Source organism: Allobosea sp. ASV33 (assembly GCF_016428755.1).
GTDB lineage: Bacteria > Pseudomonadota > Alphaproteobacteria > Rhizobiales > Beijerinckiaceae > Allobosea.
This window is the reverse complement of the sequence record NZ_JAELTI010000004.1, coordinates 1-16440: the sequence shown is the minus strand read 5'-3', so window position 1 is coordinate 16440 and position 16440 is coordinate 1. Positions and strand designations below refer to the sequence as shown.

The window sequence follows — 16440 nt, the reverse complement described above, 5'->3', positions numbered from 1 at the left end:
TCTAAATCCCTGTCGGGCGCCTCAAGTCCAGCGTGAGCGGGAATTCGGCGCTGCGTTCCTCCGGCGGAATCGCCAGAGGGCCGGGACTATGACCGATCGACTCGAAACGTGCGAGCCGTCTTGCCTCCGCCTCGTAGGAATTGACCGGGGGTGTCTCGTAATTGCGACCCCCGGGATGGGCGACATGATAGACGCAGCCGCCGAGCGAGCGGCCTGACCAGAGATCGACGATGTCGAAGGTCAGGGGCGCATGGACCGGGATGGTCGGATGCAGGCCGGACGCCGGCTGCCACGCCTTGAAGCGCACCGCCGCGACGGCCTCGCCGGATGTGCCGGTCTGCGTCATCGGCAGGCGCCGGCCGTTGCAGGTGACGAGATGGCGGCCCGGCACCAGGCCGGTGGCCTTGACCTGCAGGCGTTCGATCGAGCTGTCGACATAGCGCACCGTGCCGCCGATCGCGCCTTCCTCGCCCATGACATGCCAGGGTTCGAGCGCCTGCCGGATCTCGATCTCGACGCCGCCATGCGCAACCTTGCCGAAGAAGGGGAAGCGGAACTCGGCCTGCGCCTCGAACCAGACGGGATCGAAAGCGTAGCCGGCGCGCTGGAGATCGCCGAGAACGTCCTTGAAATCCTGCCACACCATCTCCGGCAGCATGAAGCGGTCATGCAGGGCCGTGCCCCACCGGACCAGCTTGCCCTCCAGCGGCTCGCGCCAGAACCAGGCGATCAGCGCCCGCAGCAGCAATTGCTGGGCGAGCGACATCCGCGCATCCGGCGGCATCTCGAAGCCGCGGAACTCGACGAGCCCGAGCCGGCCGGTCGGCCCGTCAGGCGAGTAGAGCTTGTCGATGCAGATTTCGGTGCGGTGCGTGTTGCCGGAGACGTCGACCAGGAGGTTGCGGAACAGGCGATCGACCAGCCAGAGCGGGATCGGCTTCTCGCCGGGCTTCGGCACCTGCGCCAGCGCGATCTCCAGTTCGTAGAGCCCATCCTGCCGGGCTTCGTCGATACGCGGTGCCTGGCTGGTCGGGCCGATGAACAGCCCGGAGAATAGGTAGGACAGCGACGGGTGCCGATTCCAGTAGAGGATGATGCTCTTCAGCAGGTCCGGCCGGCGCAGGAAGGGCGAGTCGGCCGGCGTCACGCCGCCGAGCACGACATGGTTGCCGCCGCCGGTACCGGTATGGCGGCCGTCGACCATGAACTTCTCCGCGCAGAGCCGCGCCAGCCGCGCCTCCTCATAGACGCCCTGCGTGATGGCCGCAGCCTCGCGCCAGTCGGTCGCCGGATGGATATTGACCTCGATCACGCCGGGATCGGGCGTCACCTTGATGACGTCGAGGCGCGGGTCGAAGGGCGGCGCATAGCCCTCGATATGCACGGGCTGGCCGAGCTCTTCCGCCACGGCTTCGACGGAGGCGACGAGGTCGAGATAATCCTCCAGCCGTTCGACCGGGGGCAGGAAGACGCAGAGCACGTTGTCGCGGATTTCGAGGCTGAGCGCGGTGCGGACATGATCGCCGCCGATCTCCTGCTCGCGCCGGTCCTGGACGGGGCCTGATGCGGCCGAGGCCCCGATGCTCATCTGCGCCGGGCCGGGCCGCTCCTCCTCGGAAGCCGGTTCGGCCGGCCGCGCTTCGGGATGATCGGTCCAGCTCGCTCCGGCCGGCCCGGCCGCCGCCAATGGCGGGCGCGGCTCCAGCGGGTCCTGCGGATGGATATGCGGATACTCGGCCTTGGGTACGACCGGCAGCGAGCCCAATGGCAGGCGGTAGCCGACCGGTGAATCGCCCGGCACGAGGAAGAGCTTGCCGCGACGCAGCTTCCATTTCTCCGAGCGCCAGCGGCGGTCGCTCGCACCGGCCTGCCAGCGCTGCACCGGGATGACATAGCCGCGCGGATTGCCGAGACCGAGCTCGAAGACCCGCGCCATTCGCGAGCGCTCCTCCGGATCGGAGAGGCGCGAATCGAGCGGGTCGACATTGTCGGGAAGCTGCGCCTCCTTGAGCAGCCAGACGCCGGTATCCTCATAGGCCGGCACGACGTAATCGGCGCCGAGGCCGAGCTTCTCGGAGAGCCCTTGCGCCAGCGCCTCGGCGTCGCGGATGGTCGCGGCGATCTCCAGCTCGCGGTCGCCGCCGGTCTGGGCTTCCGGTTCGCGGGCGATGAGATCGGCATTACGCCAGATCGGCTGGCCGTCGCGGCGCCAGTACAAGGCGAAGGCCCAGCGCGGCAGGGTTTCGCCCGGATACCATTTGCCCTGGCCGTAATGCAGCATTCCGCCCGGCGCGAAACGCTGGCGCAGCCGCCGGATCAGCGTGTCGGCGCGCTGGCGCTTGGTCGGTCCGACGGCAGCGATGTTCCATTCCTCGCCTGTCTGGTCGTCGATCGAGACGAAGGTCGGCTCGCCGCCCATGGTGAGTCGGACATCCTGCGCCTTGAGATCGGCCTCGACCTTCTCGCCGAGCGCATCGAGCTCGGCCCAGGACGCATCGGAGAAGGGCAGGGTGATGCGCGGCACCTCATGCACGCGCGTCACGCTCATCTGGAAGTCGAAGCTCGTCTCGGCATAGCTCGCCACGCCCGAGACCGGCGCGGCCGCGCGGTAATGCGCGGTGGCCGCCAGCGGCAGGTGGCCCTCGCCGGTAAGCAGGCCCGAGGTCGGATCGAGCCCGACCCAGCCGGCGCCGGGGATATAGACCTCGGCCCAGGCATGCAGGTCGGTGAAGTCCTTGTCCGTGCCGCGCGGGCCTTCGAGCGGATCGATATCCGCCTTCATCTGGATCAGGTAGCCGGAGACGAAGCGCGCGGCGAGGCCGAGATGCCGGAGCGCCTGGACCAGCAGCCAGCTCGTGTCGCGGCAGGAGCCCGAGCCGATCGAAAGCGTATGCTCCGGCTCCTGCACGCCGGGCTCCATGCGGATGCCATAGGCGATGCGCTGCTGCAGGCGGGCGTTGAGGTCAACGATGAAGTTGACCGTGTTCATCGGCTCGCGCGGCAATTCGGCGAGGAAGGCCGTAAGCAACGGCCCGGCCGGTTCCTTCACCAGATAGGGCGCAAGCTCCTCGGTCTGCTCCGGCGTATAGGCAAATGGGAAGGTATCGGCCTGCGCCTCGACGAAGAAGTCGAACGGGTTGATGATCGACAATTCGGTGACGACATCGACCTCGATGCGGAATTCGGTCACCGGCTCTGGGAAGACAAAGCGCGCCAGCCAGTTGCCGGCGGGGTCCTGCTGCCAGTTCACGAAATGCTGCGCCGGCGTCACCTTCAGCGAATAGCTCTGGATCGCGGCGCGGCAATGCGGCGCCGGCCGCAGGCGCACGATCTGCGGCCCGAGCGTGACCGGCCGGTCGTAGCGGTAATGGGTGAGATGGTTCAGCGCGGCGATGATGGCCAAGTTTCGTCATCCCTTTTCGCCGGCGGAAGCCGCCGGAACGTCAGGTTAGCGGGGCAGCCGGCATGCGCAAGGCGCCGTCAGGGCCGTGACGGTGCTGGACGGGGCAGCTCTGCTCAAGAGATGTGCAAAATGCACCGTTGCGCCCTTTCCATCGCCGTTGGTCGACTGGACAGCCAAGGCCGAGTGGTTGCAGATAGCGCCCAACGGGCGGCTAGCGTCCGCGAAACACCAACAATGGGGAAATCGATGCGTCACGTAGCCAAGTTGATGGCGGTTTCGGCCTTTGCGGCCCTGATGTCGACCACCGCCGCCTTCGCGCAGACGCCGAAGGACACGATCGTGATGGCCAAGCAGATCGACGACATCATCACGCTCGATCCGGCCGAGGCCTTCGAATTTTCCGGCGTCGAGGTCGGCGCCAATGTCTACGACAAGCTGATCAACGTCGATATCACCAAGAACAACGAGCTGATCCCGGATCTTGCCGAGAGCTGGAGCGTCGGCTCCGACGGCCTGACCTACACCTTCAAGCTGCGCAAGGGCGTCAAGTTCCACTCCGGCAACCCGCTGACCGCGGCCGACGTGGTCTATTCCTTCCAGCGCGCCGTCACCCTCAACAAGTCGCCGGGCTTCATCCTGCGCCAGTTCGGTTTCGTCGCCGAGAACGTGCTCGACAAGGTCAAGGCGGTCGACGAGAACACCGTCCAGATTACGGTTTCCAAGCCCTACGCCCCGACCTTCTTCTATAACTGCCTGACCTCCGGCGTCGCCGCGATCGTCGACTCGAAGCTGGTCAAGGCCAATGAGAAGGACGGCGACTGGGGCAATGGCTGGCTGAAGCTGAACTCGGCCGGATCCGGCGCCTACAAGGTCCGCAGCTACCGTCCGAACGAGCAGTACACGCTCGACGCCAACGAAAACTGGTACAAGGGCGCGCCGAAGAGCAAGCGCATCGTCGTGCGCCATGTCGCGGAGCCCGCTTCGCAGCGCCTCCTCGTCGAGAAGGGCGACGTCGACATCGCCCGCAACCTCTCGAAGGACCAGCTCGAGGCCGTCAAGAAGAACGACGCGATCAAGATCGTCCAGGGCGACAAGGGCTACATCCTCTATCTCGGCCTGAACCAGAAGAACCCGAACCTCGCCAAGCCCGAAGTCCGCGAGGCGCTGAAGCTGCTGGTCGATTACGGCTCGATCGAGAAGAACATCCTCGAGGGCACCTACAAGGGTCACGAGGCCTTCCTGCCGCAGGGCTTCCTCGGCGCGATCTCGGACAAGCCCTATGCGCTCAACGTCGCCAAGGCGAAGGAGCTGCTCGCCAAGGCCGGTCTCGCCAACGGCTTCACCGTGACCATGGACACCCGCTCGGTCGCGCCGATCACCGACATCGCGCAGGCGATCCAGGCGACCTGGGCCCAGGCCGGCGTTAAGCTGGAGATCATCCCCGGCGACGGCAAGCAGACCCTGACCAAGTACCGTGCCCGCACCCACGACATCTATATCGGCCAGTGGGGCCCGGACTATCTCGACCCGCACACCAACGCCGAGACCTTCGCCATCAACGAGGACAATGGCGAGGACGCGAAGTCGAAGACGCTGGCCTGGCGCAATGCCTGGGACATCCCGGACATGACCAAGGTCACCCAGAGCGCCGTGCTGGAATCAGACGCCAACAAGCGCAAGACCACCTATGAGGCTCTGCAGCGCGAGCACCAGAAGGTCTCGCCCTTCGTCATCATGTTCCAGCAGGTCGAGGTTTCGGCCGAGCGCAAGAACGTCAACGGCTGGGCGATCGGGCCGACCTCGGACACCAATCGCTACGCCACCATCGTCAAGAACTGAGGCCTCAGCCTCGAACGCCCGCCGCGACCGTGAAAAGCCGCGGCGGGCTTCCCTCATTTCGATAGACCGTCATTCCGGGCTTGACCCGGAATCCGTCGTAGAGCTCAGCGCCTTATGATGGATTCCGGATCGGCGCCGCTTTCGCGGCTTGCCCGGAACGACGCAAGATTGGTCCGCCTGAGCATCAGGCCAAAGAAACGGAGGCGGGTCATGACAGCCGTGACACAAGCTCCCCCAGCCAAGGCGGCGTCGTCGGGAAGGCTCGGCCGCTGGGGCCGTGCGCTCTCGCGCGAGTTGACGACCGTGGTCATCACCATGTTCGGCCTGCTGCTGGTCACCTTCTTCATCGCCCGCGTCATCCCGATCGACCCGGTGCTCGCCGTCGTCGGCGACAACGCCAAGCCCGAGACCTATGAGGCGGCGCGCATCGAGCTCGGCCTCGACAAGCCGCTCTGGCAGCAATTCGCCATCTATATCGGCAAGGTCTTCACCGGGAATCTCGGCACCTCCGTGCTGACCTCGAACCCGGTCACCGAGGACATCAAGCGCGTCTTCCCGGCGACGCTGGAGCTCGCCACGCTCGGCACGCTGATCGGCGTCCTCATCGGCGTGCCGCTGGGCATCCTCGCCGCCGTCAACCAGGGCCGCTGGCAGGACCAGGTCGCCCGCGTCGTCGGCCTCGTCGGCTATTCCGTCCCGGTCTTCTGGATCGGCCTGATGGCGCTGCTGCTGTTCTACGCCAAGCTCGGCTGGGTCTCCGGCCCGGGTCGCATCTCTGTCGTCTGGCAGGACATCGTCACCACCCGCACCGGCATCATCATGATCGACGCCGCGCTGGAGGGCGAATGGGAGGCGTTCTGGGACGCCTTCTCGCATCTGATCCTGCCTGCGCTGGTGCTCGGCCTGCTCTCGGTCGCCTATATCAGCCGCATGACGCGCAGTTTCATGATCACCGAGCTGCAGCAGCAATATGTCATCGCCGCCCGCGTGAAGGGTGTCTCCGAGACCGCGGTGATCTGGCGCCACGCCTTGCGCAACGCCGCCGTGCCGCTCTTCACCGTGATCGCGCTCTCCTACATGCATCTGCTGGAGGGCTCGGTGCTGACCGAGACGATCTTCGCCTGGCCGGGGCTTGGCCGCTATCTCACCAATGCGCTGCTCAACGCCGACATGAACGCGGTGCTCGGTGGCACGCTGGTGGTCGGCGTCGTCTTCATCGCGGTCAATCTCCTGACCGACATCATCGGCCGCCTCGCCGATCCGCGCGTGCGCTGAGGAGATGGATTTATGAGCGATACCTCCTCCGCGGGCCTGCATGCCTGGCTGATCAGCGACTCGCCTGAGTCGCGTCGTCAGGCCCGCCTCGGCCAGCTCTACCGGCAATGGCTCGCCTTCAAGCGCAACCCGATGGCGGTGGCGGGCCTCGCCATCATCGTCCTGCTGCTGCTGATCGCCGCCTTCGCGCCTCTGATCGCGCCGTTCGACCCGCTCGCCCAGGCGCTCGACAAGCGGCTTCTGCCGCCGTCGTCGACCAACTGGTTCGGCACCGACGCGCTCGGCCGCGACATCTTCAGCCGCATCGTCTACGGCACGCGGATCACGCTGGTGATCGTGCTGCTGGTCGTCGTCACCGTCGGCCCCTTCGGCCTGTTGATCGGCGCGATCTCCGGCTATTACGGCGGCTGGGTCGACCGGTTGCTGATGCGCATCACCGACGTCTTCCTCGCCTTCCCGCGCCTTGTGCTGGCGCTGGCCTTCGTCGCGGCGCTCGGCCCCGGCATCGTCAACGCCATCATCGCCATCGCGATCACGACCTGGCCGCCCTATGCCCGCGTCGCCCGCGCCGAGACGATGGTGATCCGCAACCAGGACTACATCGCAGCCATGCGCCTGCAGGGCGCCTCGCAGGCGCGCATCATCTGGAAGCATGTCGTGCCGATGTGCATGTCCTCGCTGATCGTGCGCACCACCTTCGACATGGCCGGCATCATCCTGACCGCCGCCGGCCTCGGCTTCCTCGGCCTCGGCGCCCAGCCGCCCATGCCGGAATGGGGCGCGATGATCTCGGCCGGTCGCGAGCAGATCTTCGACCAGTGGTGGGTCGCGACCTTCCCCGGCGTCGCCATCTGTATCGTCGCGCTTGGCTTCAACCTGCTCGGCGACGGGCTCCGCGACGTCATGGATGCGAGGTGAGCCGATGACGAGCGAACAGCCTCTTCTCGAAATCGACAATCTCAAGGTCGATTTCCACACGCCGACCGGCATCGTCCGGGCCGTGCGCGGCTTGTCCTTCACGCTCGGCCGCGAGCGGCTCGGCATCGTCGGCGAGTCCGGCTCGGGCAAGTCGATGACCGGCCGCGCCATTCTCGACCTGATCCCGCATCCGGGCGCCGTCAGCGCCGACCGCATGCGCTTCCGCGGCCAGGACCTGACGACCATGGACAAGGGCGCGCGCCGCAAGCTTCGCGGCCGTCATATCTCCATGGTGATGCAGGACCCGAAATTCTCGCTGAACCCGGTCGAGACCGTCGGCAGCCAGATCGCCGAGGCCTATCGCATCCACCGCAAGGCCGGCGCCCGCGAGGCCCGCGAGCGCAGCCTCGCCATGCTGGAGCAGGTGCAGATCCGCGAGCCCGCCCGCGTCTACGACCTCTATCCGCACGAGGTCTCGGGCGGCATGGGCCAGCGCGTCATGATCGCGATGATGCTGATCGCGGAGCCCGAGGTCCTGATCGCCGACGAGCCGACCTCGGCGCTCGACGTCACCGTCCAGCTCCAGATCCTCAAGATCCTCGACGATCTCGTCACCGAGCGCGGCATGGGGCTGATCTTCATCAGCCACGACCTGCATCTGGTGCAGTCCTTCTGCGACCGCGTCATCGTGATGTATGGCGGCAAGGTGATGGAGGCGCTGCCGGCGGCCGAACTGGCCGACACCGCCGCGCGCAGCCGCCGCCATCCCTATACGCTCGGTCTGCTGGAATGCCTGCCGGACCTCGACCATCCCCGGGCGAAGCTCGCCACCCTCAACCGTGACCCGGCGTGGTTGGCATGACGAACGCAGCGATCTCCGTCGACAAGCTCAACGTCTCCTTCGGCGATTCCCATGTCGTGAAGGACCTCTCCTTCGATGTCCGCAAGGGCGAGAGCTACGGCCTCGTCGGCGAGTCCGGCTCGGGCAAGTCGACCGTTCTGCGCGTGCTCTCCGGCCTCAACCGGGAATGGAGCGGCAATGTCGCGATCGAGGGCGCGGTGCAGCCCAAGGTCCGCGACAAGGCCTTCTATCGCAATGTCCAGATGGTCTTCCAGGACCCCTATGGCTCGCTGCATCCCAAGAAGACGGTCGACGACACGCTGGCCGAACCGCTCGCCATCCACGGCATCGGCGACGCCGAGGCCCGGATCGGCAAGGCGCTTTCCGATGTCGGCCTGCCGGCCTCCTTCCGCTTCCGCTATCCGCACCAGCTCTCCGGCGGCCAGCGCCAGCGCGTCGCGATCGCGCGTGCTCTCGTGCTCGAACCCTCGATCCTGCTGCTGGACGAGCCGACCTCGGCGCTCGACGTCTCGATCCAGGCGGAGGTGCTGAACCTGCTCGCGGCGCTCCGGCAGGAGCGCAAGCTGACCTATATCCTCGTCAGCCACGATCTCGCGGTCGTCGGGCACATGTGCGAGCGCCTGCTGGTCATGCAGTTCGGCCGCGCCGTCGAGGAAATGACGGTCGAGACGCTGGCCGCCCGCCAGCCGCAGACGGCCTATGCCCAGCAATTGCTGACCGCGAGCGCGGGCTTCCGGCGCGCGGGCTGATCAATGAGGGCAGCGGCCCTGCGCCGCCCCCTCTTTGCAGCGCGGCAAATCCGTCTCACTCTGGTCGCAGCCTTGCGCTAGCTGCTTCGTGTCCGGTTCGGATTGCGACCGGCTGGCGAGGTTTCGCGCCGGTCCAGCGAACCGGCACCGCCTGACGGAGTTACAGGACCTATGGACGCCATCGTGGACAACGTGCTTCGGCCCGAGACTATTCCCGAGCGGACGCCGGTCCCGCCCTTCGATCTCGTGATCTTCGGCGCGGGCGGCGATCTCGCCCTGCGCAAGCTCTTCCCGGCGCTGGCCCAGCGCAACCGCGAGGGCGTCCTGCCCGGCGAGAGCCGCATCCTCGCCATCGTCCGCAAGGAGGAGGATGTCGAAGGGCTGCCGAAGCAGATCGCCAAGCGCCTCGACGAGGAGGGCATCCCGAAGGATCAGGTCGAGCCTTTCCTGCGCAGGCTGACCATGGTGCTGCTCGATGCACTGAAGCCCGAGACCTACAAGACCCTGAAGAAGGCGCTTGGCGAGAGCGACCGCGTCCGCTCCTTCTATCTCTCGACGCCACCCGACCTCTTCATCCCGATCTGCGAGAACCTCGCCAAGGCCGATATCCTGACGCCGACCTCGCGCGTCATTCTGGAGAAGCCGCTCGGGCGCGATCTCGCTTCGGCCCGGGCGATCAACGATGCCGTCGCGCGCATCCTGCCGGAAAGCCGCACCTACCGGATCGATCATTATCTCGGCAAGGAGACGGTGCAGAACCTGCTCGTCCTGCGCTTCGCCAACACGCTGTTCGAGCGGACATGGTCGAGCCGAGACATCGATCATGTCCAGATCACCGTGGCCGAGACGGTCGGCCTGGAGCAGCGTGCCGGCTATTACGACAAGTCCGGGCATATGCGCGACATGGTCCAGAACCATCTCATGCAGCTCTTGACCCTCTTCGCCATCGAGCCGCCGAACATGCTGGAGGCAGGCGCCGTCCGCGATGAGAAGATCAAGGTCTTGAAGGCGCTGCGCCCGATCGTCGGGCCGGATGTCCAGCGCTATACCGTGCGCGGGCAGTACGGACCCGGCCAGATCGACGGCCAGCGCGTCAAGGGCTACGCCGATGAACTCGGCCATGCCTCGAACACCGAGACCTTCGTCGCAATCCGTTGCGAGGTCGACAACTGGCGCTGGGCCGGCGTGCCGATCTACCTGCGCACGGGAAAACGCATGGCGCAGCGCTATTCCGAGATCGCCGTCACCTTCAAGCCGGTGCCGCATTCGATCTTCGGCAATGGCGGCGGAGACCGGCTCGACGCCAACCGCCTCTTCATCCGCCTGCAGCCGAACGACGGCGTGCAACTCCAGTTGATGATGAAGGTGCCGGGCTCCGGCCGGCTCAAGATCGTGCCGCGCCAGCTTGACCTGCGTTATTCCACCGCCTTCGACGAGCGCACGCCGGACGCCTATGAGCGCCTGCTGACCGACGTGATCCGCGGCGACCAGACGCTGTTCATGCATCGCGACGAGGTCGAGCAGGCCTGGACCTGGGTCGATCCGATCATCGCCGGCTGGCAGGACTATTATCCGCATCCGCATCGCTATGCCGCCGGCTCCTGGGGCCCGTCGCAGGCGATCGGCTTGATCGAGCGTGACGGCCGTTCCTGGGCCGATCCGGATCTGGTCTGATGGCCGGCCCGCTCGCCTGGCACCGCTTCGCCACGCTGGCCGATGCCTCGGAGGCACTGGCAGAGGCCGTCGCGATCCGCTTGAAAACGTTGCTCGACGGGCAGGGCAGGGCGCTTCTCGCCGTGCCCGGTGGCACGACCCCGGCCGGCTTCCTCGCCGCGCTCGGCGAGCATGACCTGGCCTGGGAGCAGGTCACGCTGCTGCCGACCGACGAGCGCTTCGTCGCGGCCGATGACGCAGCCTCGAACGAGCGCATGATCCGCGCGCAATTTGCCCCGCTGGCCGCAGGGCGCGCCGCGTTCCTGTCCTTCCACGATCATGGCAGCGACATTGAGGCTGCCGCCGCCGTGCTTGGCGCGAAGCTGGCCGAGCTGCCCGAGATCGACTTGCTCGTCAGCGGCATGGGCGCGGACGGGCATATCGCCTCGCTCTTTCCCGGTGCCGAAGCCGCCTTCAACGCGGTGCCGGACAGCGGCATCGTCGTCGCGCGCCCGCCGGGCCTGCCGCCGCGCTTGTCGCTCTCGCCGGCTCGCCTGCTCGGCGCGGGCTGGGCGAGCCTGCTCGTCTCCGGCGCCGCCAAGGAAGCCGTGCTGAAGGCCGCCCCCGAGCGCGAGCAGAAGCCGCTGCCGGTCGATCTTCTGCTCGGTAGTGCGCGAGGGCTCGACGTCTACTGGGCGAAGGAGTAGAGCCCGGTTTCCAGTTCAAATCGATTGAAAGACGAGGCCATGGACGAGACTGCCGCGATTGCCCGGTTGAAGAGCTGCGGCGTGATCCCCGTCGTGGTGATCGAGGACGCCTCGCGCGCCGTCGATCTCGCCCATGCGCTGGTCGCCGGCGGCATCGATGTCGTCGAGGTCACGCTGCGCCGTCCCGCTGCGATGGAAGCCCTCGCGGCCATCGCGAAATCGGTGCCGAAGGCACTTGCCGTGGCTGGTACGGTGGTCACACCCGCCCAGGCCCAGCAGGTCAAGGATGCCGGCGCGCAGGCCGTGGTCAGCCCCGGCTTCAGCGAGAGCGTCGATGAAGCCCTGCGCAAGGCTGGCCTGCCCTGGCTGCCGGGCGTCGCGACCGCCTCCGACTGCATGCGCGCCGTCGCGGCCGGCCGCACGACCGCGAAGTTCTTCCCGGCCGAGCAGGCCGGCGGCCCGCCGGCCCTGAAGGCGCTTTCCGGCCCGTTCCCGCAGATGACCTTCTGTCCCACCGGCGGCGTCGGCTTGAAGAACCTCGGCGATTATCTCGCCCTGCCTCAGGTCATCTGCGTCGGGGGCTCCTGGCTGGTCCCCGCCGATGCGATCGCTGCCGGCGATTGGAAGCGGATCGAGACGCTGGCGCGTGAAGCGAAGGAAGCGTTCGTGAAGGCGCGGGGGTAATCACTCGCGGTTGTCACCCCGTGCGCGCTGCTGCACGCAGTGCTGCTGCGCAGACACGGGACCGTATGACGAGAGGGCGCCTTTTCCTGAGGCCGATCCCGCATCTGCGCAGCAGCACTGCGTGCAGCAGCGCGTGCGGGAAGACACCCTTCACGCCGCGAGTTTTTCGCGCACCATCTCGGCGATCGCCAGCGAACTGGTCAGCCCCGGGCTCTCGATGCCGAGCAGGTTGACCAGTTCCGCCACGCCATGCACCTCAGGTCCGTCGATGCGGAAATCCGGCATCGGTTCGGTCGGCCCGTGCAGCTTCGGCCGGATGCCGGCGTAATCCGCGACCAAAGCTCCATCCGCCAGCCCCGGCCAGTAGGTCCGGATCGCCGCGTAGAACTTCTCCGCCCGCGAAGGGTCGACCACCAGATCCTGGTCATGCTCGACCCATTCGACATCAGGCCCGAACTTCACCCGCCCGCCCATGTCGATCGTGGCGTGGATGCCGAGACCTGCCGCTTCCGGCACCGGGTAGACCAGATGGCTGAACGGCTGCTTGCCGGTCAGCGCGAAATAATTGCCCTTGGCATAATGCTGCACCGGCACATGCTCAGCCGGAAAACCGTCGAGCAGGCCGAGCAGCTTCGGCGCACCGTGGCCGGCTGAATTGACCACGGTCCGCACGCTGTAGGTCGCCGGATCGTCGCCGCCGAATTCGACGCTGAAGCCATCCGCCTCGCGCCGCCAGCCGGTGATCGGCGTGTTCAAGGCAAGCGAGCCGCCGGCCGCCTCGCATTCGCCGAGCAGCGACAGCATCAGCGCATGGCTGTCGACCACGCCGGTCTCGGGCGAGAGCAGCGCGATCTCGCAGCGCACTTCCGGCTCCATCGCCTTGGCCTCGGCGCCGGAGAGCCAGCGGAGCGTGTCTACGCCCGAGGCCTTGGCGCGGGCCATGATCGTCTCAAGCGCCGGCTTCTGGGCTTCGGAGGTGGCGACGATCAGCTTGCCGCAGGCCTTGTGCGGCAAGCCGCGCTCCCCAAGGTAGCGGTAGAGTAGCTCACGGCCCGCGACGCAGACGCGGGCCTTCAGCGAGCCGGGCGGATAATAGATCCCGGCATGGATGACCTCGGAATTGCGGGCCGAGGTCTGGGTGCCGATGCCCTCGGCAGCCTCGGTGATGACGACCTCGCGTCCGGCCAGCGCCAATTCGCGGGCAACCGCGAGGCCGACGACGCCGGCCCCGATCACCAGACAATCGATGTCGCTCATCGCCCGTGCCGTCAGCCGCGCTGCGGCATCGCGATCTCGATGAGGCTCGCCCAGTAGTTCACGCCCACCGGGATCGCCGCATCGTTGAACTCGTAGGCCGGGTTGTGCAGGCCGGCCGAGTCGCCGTTGCCGATATTGATGAAGGCGCCGGGGCGCTCCTCCAGCATGTAGGAGAAATCCTCCGAGCCCATGGTCGGCGGCACCTCGGTGTTGATCGCGTCCGAGCCGAAGGCCTCCTTCGTAACGCTGGTGGCGAAATCGGTCTGGCCGGCATGGTTGAAGGTCACCGGATAGCCGCGGCGATAATTGAGCTGGTACTTCATGCCGAAGGCCTTCATCACGCCCTCGACGATCTCGGCGATGCGCTTCTCGGCGAGGTCGCGGGTCTCCGGCGTCAGCGTGCGCACCGAGCCCTTGATCTCCGCGGTCTGCGGAATGACGTTGAAGGCCTCGCCGGCATTCAACGCGGTCACCGAGACGACGATCGAGTCGAGCGGATCGGCATTGCGCGAGGCAACCGTCTGCAGCGCCGAGACCAGCGCGCAGGAGGCGACGATCGGGTCGTTGACGCGGTGCGGCGCGGCCGCATGGCCCCCGAGGCCTTCGATCTTGATGTGGAGCTGGTCGGCCGCGGCCATCGCGGGACCCTTGCGGATCTCGAACTTGCCGACGGGCACGCCCGGCTTGTTGTGCATGCCGTAGACTTCCTGGATGCCGAAGCGGGTGATCAGCCCGTCGTCGATCATCGCCTTGGCGCCGGCGCCGCCCTCTTCGGCCGGCTGGAAGATCAGCACGGCGGTGCCGTCGAAATCGCGGGTCTCGCTCAGGTACTTGGCGGCGCCGAGCAGCATGGCGGTATGGCCGTCATGGCCGCAGGCATGCATCTTGCCGGGAACGGTCGAGCGGTGCGGGAGATTGGTCTCCTCGTGGATCGGCAGCGCGTCCATGTCGGCGCGCATGGCGATGACGCGACCGGAATCCTGGCCCTTGCCCTTGATGACGCCGACCACGCCGGTCTGGCCCACGCCGGTGGCGACTTCGTCGACGCCCCATTCCCGGAGCTTGTCGGCGACGAGGCCGGCGGTCCGGTGCACGTCGTACATCAGCTCGGGGTGGCGATGGATGTCGCGGCGGATCGCGGTGATTTCGGGGGTGAGCGCCGCGATGATGTCGGTCTTGGGCATCGTATCCTCTGAGATGGTATGGGGCGACCGCGCAGAAAGCGGGTGCCGTCGCGCAGGCTAGCCCAGCCGCACCCCGCCTGTCCAAGCCGGTGGCGCGCAGGGGATGGGCCTTCGCGGAATGACGGGGCTCTCCACCGGGTCATCCCGTGCGCGCTGCGGCATGGAATGCCGCTGCGCAGACACGGGACCGTTCTCCGGAAAAGGCGCCTTCTCGGAGGCCGCGAGGATAGGCGCCTTCGCGTCACGCGTCTGCGCAGGGGCATTCCATGCCGCAGCGCGCGCGGGAAGACAGTGCTGGTTTCTTCCGCACCGTTTCCGTGATCGCCTGCCACCCACCGGGTCATCCCGTGCGCGCTGCGGCATGGAATGCCGCTGCGCAGACACGGGACCGCTCTCCGGAAAGAGCGCCTTCTCGGAAGTCGCGAGGAGAGGCGCTTTCTCGTTACGCGGTCCCGTGTCTGCGGCGCACCGCTGCGCGCTGCACCGCGCACGGGAAGACAGCGTTTCCCCCACCCAATCTCGCCTGTATCATCGCGCCATGACCAAGGGCCATGAGCGATCAGGATGACGCGCCTGAAATAATCTGGAAAGACCGCAGCCATGATTTGGCCTTGCTTCACGATTAGCGGAGGCGGCATCCGCTCGGGCCATCGAGATTATCTGGCCTGATCCTTTCCAATTTCCCTTACATGTTTGGTAGATGATGCGTCGCTTGTCGTTGTTTGCGTTACTGTGCGGTTTCTTGCCTGCCGCCGCCCTCGCTGATGTCACGCCTGAAAAAATCTCCTTTCAGCCCCAGGTCAAAGGCCTGGGCTGCCTCAAGCCCGAGACGAAGGCGATGATCGCCGAACTCGTCGCGAAGATCGGCCCGATCCAGATCACCTCGACCTGCGGCGGCCGCCATGCCCGCCACTCGCAGCACTACAGCGGCAAGGCGATCGATTTTCGGCCGATGGCGACCTCGCCGCGCAAGGCAGCGGCTGCCGCCCGCGCGCTCGCCAGCGTCGGCGGCGTCGGTTCCTACTCGAACGGCCTGGTGCATGCCGATATCGGCGAGCGCGAGCTCTCCTGGTACGGCCACAAGCGCAGCCGTTACGCTTCGGCCAGCAAGCGCAGCCGCTATGCCCGGCTTGCCCGCTACGGCAATTGACGAAGGCGGGCGCGCTCTTTAGCGGGGCGCGTTCGCGAGCTTGTGCCGATAGACCAGGTCGTCCGGATCGGGTCTGTCGGCCAACGGGTCACGGACGGCACCAAGCCGCTCGGCCAGGGCGATCGAAGCCGCATTGTCCGGCGCGATATAACTGACCAGCTCGCGCAGCCCGAGTGTCTGCATGGCCCAGTCGCGCAAAGCGCAGGCTGCCTCGGCGGCGTAGCCTTGTCCTTCGTGGCCCTCGTAGAGCAGCCAGCCCAGCTCCTTCTCCGGGAAGAGCGGGCCGTGGCTGATGCCGACCTGGCCGACGCAGGTGCCGTCCGCGCGCCTGTCGATCATCAGCGCGCCATGGCCGAACAGGCTCCAGCAGGCGATGTCATGGCAGAACAGGCCCCAGGCTTGCCGCTGCGACAGCGGGCCGCCCAGCCCAGCCGCGCGCGGCGAGGCCAGGAAGTCCGCATAGGCAGGAAAATCGGCCTCCACCATGGGGCGCAGCACGAGGCGCTGCGTCTGCAGCGTCGGGATCGGTCGGTCGTTCATCGCCGGCTTCTGGATGCTGTTCGGGGCGATTCAGGCGCCGAAGCTCTGGCGCCAGCCCTCGATATCCTCGAGCGCGACATTCGAGCCGCAGAGCACGAGGCAGACCCGCTCGTCGGGCCTGAAGCTGTCCTTGCGCGCCACGGCCGCGGCCACCACGCAGGCCGCCGCCGGCTCCAGCAGCACCCGCCCGTTCTGGAGCACCCAGACGATTTCGCGGAC

Annotated in this window: 13 protein-coding genes and 1 pseudogene; 9 read left to right on the top strand and 5 right to left on the bottom strand. The window is 67.0% G+C overall.

The features are described from left to right. Position 1 precedes the first annotated feature (1 nt). A complete protein-coding gene (locus JHD80_RS02000) occupies positions 2 to 3403 on the bottom strand; it encodes a transglutaminase family protein (protein ID WP_199084698.1) in 3402 nt (1133 codons plus the stop codon). Positions 3404 to 3637: 234 nt separating this feature from the next. Between JHD80_RS02000 and JHD80_RS01995 the strand changes: the two genes are divergently transcribed. The 8 genes from JHD80_RS01995 (at position 3638) to eda (ending at position 12090) form a co-directional block, all read left to right on the top strand. Then, positions 3638 to 5242, top strand: coding sequence for an ABC transporter substrate-binding protein (locus JHD80_RS01995; RefSeq protein ID WP_199084697.1), 1605 nt, complete (start codon positions 3638 to 3640; stop codon positions 5240 to 5242). Positions 5243 to 5452: 210 nt separating this feature from the next. Next, positions 5453 to 6517 (top strand): ABC transporter permease, encoded by a 1065-nt coding sequence (locus JHD80_RS01990; protein ID WP_199084696.1) that lies wholly within the window; start codon positions 5453 to 5455, stop codon positions 6515 to 6517. Between the two features lie 12 nt (positions 6518 to 6529). Next, positions 6530 to 7435, top strand: a complete 906-nt coding sequence (nikC, locus tag JHD80_RS01985; RefSeq protein ID WP_199084695.1) for a nickel transporter permease — start codon at positions 6530 to 6532, stop codon at positions 7433 to 7435. Positions 7436 to 7439: 4 nt separating this feature from the next. Then, positions 7440 to 8297: an ABC transporter ATP-binding protein gene (locus tag JHD80_RS01980; protein WP_199084694.1), complete on the top strand. Its 858-nt coding sequence runs from the start codon at positions 7440 to 7442 to the stop codon at positions 8295 to 8297. Beyond that, on the top strand, positions 8294 to 9046 hold the full coding sequence (locus JHD80_RS01975; RefSeq protein WP_199084693.1) for an ABC transporter ATP-binding protein: 753 nt from the start codon (positions 8294 to 8296) through the stop codon (positions 9044 to 9046). Before JHD80_RS01980 ends, JHD80_RS01975 begins: the two co-directional genes overlap by 4 nt. A 171-nt stretch (positions 9047 to 9217) precedes the next feature. Continuing rightward, positions 9218 to 10720 (top strand): glucose-6-phosphate dehydrogenase, encoded by a 1503-nt coding sequence (zwf, locus tag JHD80_RS01970; RefSeq protein ID WP_199084692.1) that lies wholly within the window; start codon positions 9218 to 9220, stop codon positions 10718 to 10720. Then, positions 10720 to 11406 (top strand): 6-phosphogluconolactonase, encoded by a 687-nt coding sequence (gene pgl / locus JHD80_RS01965; protein ID WP_199084691.1) that lies wholly within the window; start codon positions 10720 to 10722, stop codon positions 11404 to 11406. Before zwf ends, pgl begins: the two co-directional genes overlap by 1 nt. A gap of 39 nt (positions 11407 to 11445) precedes the next feature. Further along, on the top strand, positions 11446 to 12090 hold the full coding sequence (gene eda, locus JHD80_RS01960; RefSeq protein WP_199084690.1) for a bifunctional 4-hydroxy-2-oxoglutarate aldolase/2-dehydro-3-deoxy-phosphogluconate aldolase: 645 nt from the start codon (positions 11446 to 11448) through the stop codon (positions 12088 to 12090). A gap of 150 nt (positions 12091 to 12240) precedes the next feature. On the opposite strand, the gene JHD80_RS01955 is transcribed toward eda, so the two are convergent. After that, complete coding sequence (locus JHD80_RS01955; protein WP_199084689.1) at positions 12241 to 13347, bottom strand: NAD(P)/FAD-dependent oxidoreductase; 1107 nt, start codon at positions 13345 to 13347, stop codon at positions 12241 to 12243. Between the two features lie 11 nt (positions 13348 to 13358). Continuing rightward, complete coding sequence (locus JHD80_RS01950) at positions 13359 to 14531, bottom strand: M20 aminoacylase family protein (RefSeq protein WP_199084688.1); 1173 nt, start codon at positions 14529 to 14531, stop codon at positions 13359 to 13361. A gap of 838 nt (positions 14532 to 15369) precedes the next feature. On the opposite strand from JHD80_RS01950, the gene JHD80_RS01945 reads away from it, so the two are divergent. After that, entirely contained in the window at positions 15370 to 15681 is a 312-nt protein-coding gene (locus JHD80_RS01945; protein ID WP_199084687.1) for a DUF882 domain-containing protein, read from the top strand. 18 nt (positions 15682 to 15699) lie between these two features. Here the strand turns inward: JHD80_RS01945 and JHD80_RS01940 are convergent, their stop codons facing one another. Both JHD80_RS01940 and JHD80_RS01935 read right to left on the bottom strand, forming a co-directional pair. Continuing rightward, positions 15700 to 16221 carry a GNAT family N-acetyltransferase gene (locus JHD80_RS01940; RefSeq protein WP_199084686.1) on the bottom strand — a complete coding sequence of 174 codons (522 nt, stop codon included), beginning with the start codon at positions 16219 to 16221 and terminating at the stop codon, positions 15700 to 15702. 30 nt (positions 16222 to 16251) lie between these two features. Continuing rightward, positions 16252 to 16440, bottom strand: a pseudogene (locus JHD80_RS01935) (hypothetical protein); the annotation flags it as partial.

Excerpts from the sequence above, each read along its gene's own strand:
- JHD80_RS01955 (WP_199084689.1), bottom strand. The coding sequence starts at position 13,347 with ATGAGCGACATCGATTGTCTGGTGATCGGGGCCGGCGTCGTCGGCCTC.
- zwf (WP_199084692.1), top strand. The coding sequence starts at position 9,218 with ATGGACGCCATCGTGGACAACGTGCTTCGGCCCGAGACTATTCCCGAG.
- pgl (WP_199084691.1), top strand. The coding sequence starts at position 10,720 with ATGGCCGGCCCGCTCGCCTGGCACCGCTTCGCCACGCTGGCCGATGCC.
- JHD80_RS01990 (WP_199084696.1), top strand. The coding sequence starts at position 5,453 with ATGACAGCCGTGACACAAGCTCCCCCAGCCAAGGCGGCGTCGTCGGGA.
- JHD80_RS01945 (WP_199084687.1), top strand. The coding sequence starts at position 15,370 with ATGATCGCCGAACTCGTCGCGAAGATCGGCCCGATCCAGATCACCTCG.
- JHD80_RS01980 (WP_199084694.1), top strand. The coding sequence starts at position 7,440 with ATGACGAGCGAACAGCCTCTTCTCGAAATCGACAATCTCAAGGTCGAT.
- JHD80_RS01950 (WP_199084688.1), bottom strand. The coding sequence starts at position 14,531 with ATGCCCAAGACCGACATCATCGCGGCGCTCACCCCCGAAATCACCGCG.
- JHD80_RS01995 (WP_199084697.1), top strand. The coding sequence starts at position 3,638 with ATGGGGAAATCGATGCGTCACGTAGCCAAGTTGATGGCGGTTTCGGCC.
- JHD80_RS01975 (WP_199084693.1), top strand. The coding sequence starts at position 8,294 with ATGACGAACGCAGCGATCTCCGTCGACAAGCTCAACGTCTCCTTCGGC.
- nikC (WP_199084695.1), top strand. The coding sequence starts at position 6,530 with ATGAGCGATACCTCCTCCGCGGGCCTGCATGCCTGGCTGATCAGCGAC.
- eda (WP_199084690.1), top strand. The coding sequence starts at position 11,446 with ATGGACGAGACTGCCGCGATTGCCCGGTTGAAGAGCTGCGGCGTGATC.
- JHD80_RS01940 (WP_199084686.1), bottom strand. The coding sequence starts at position 16,221 with ATGAACGACCGACCGATCCCGACGCTGCAGACGCAGCGCCTCGTGCTG.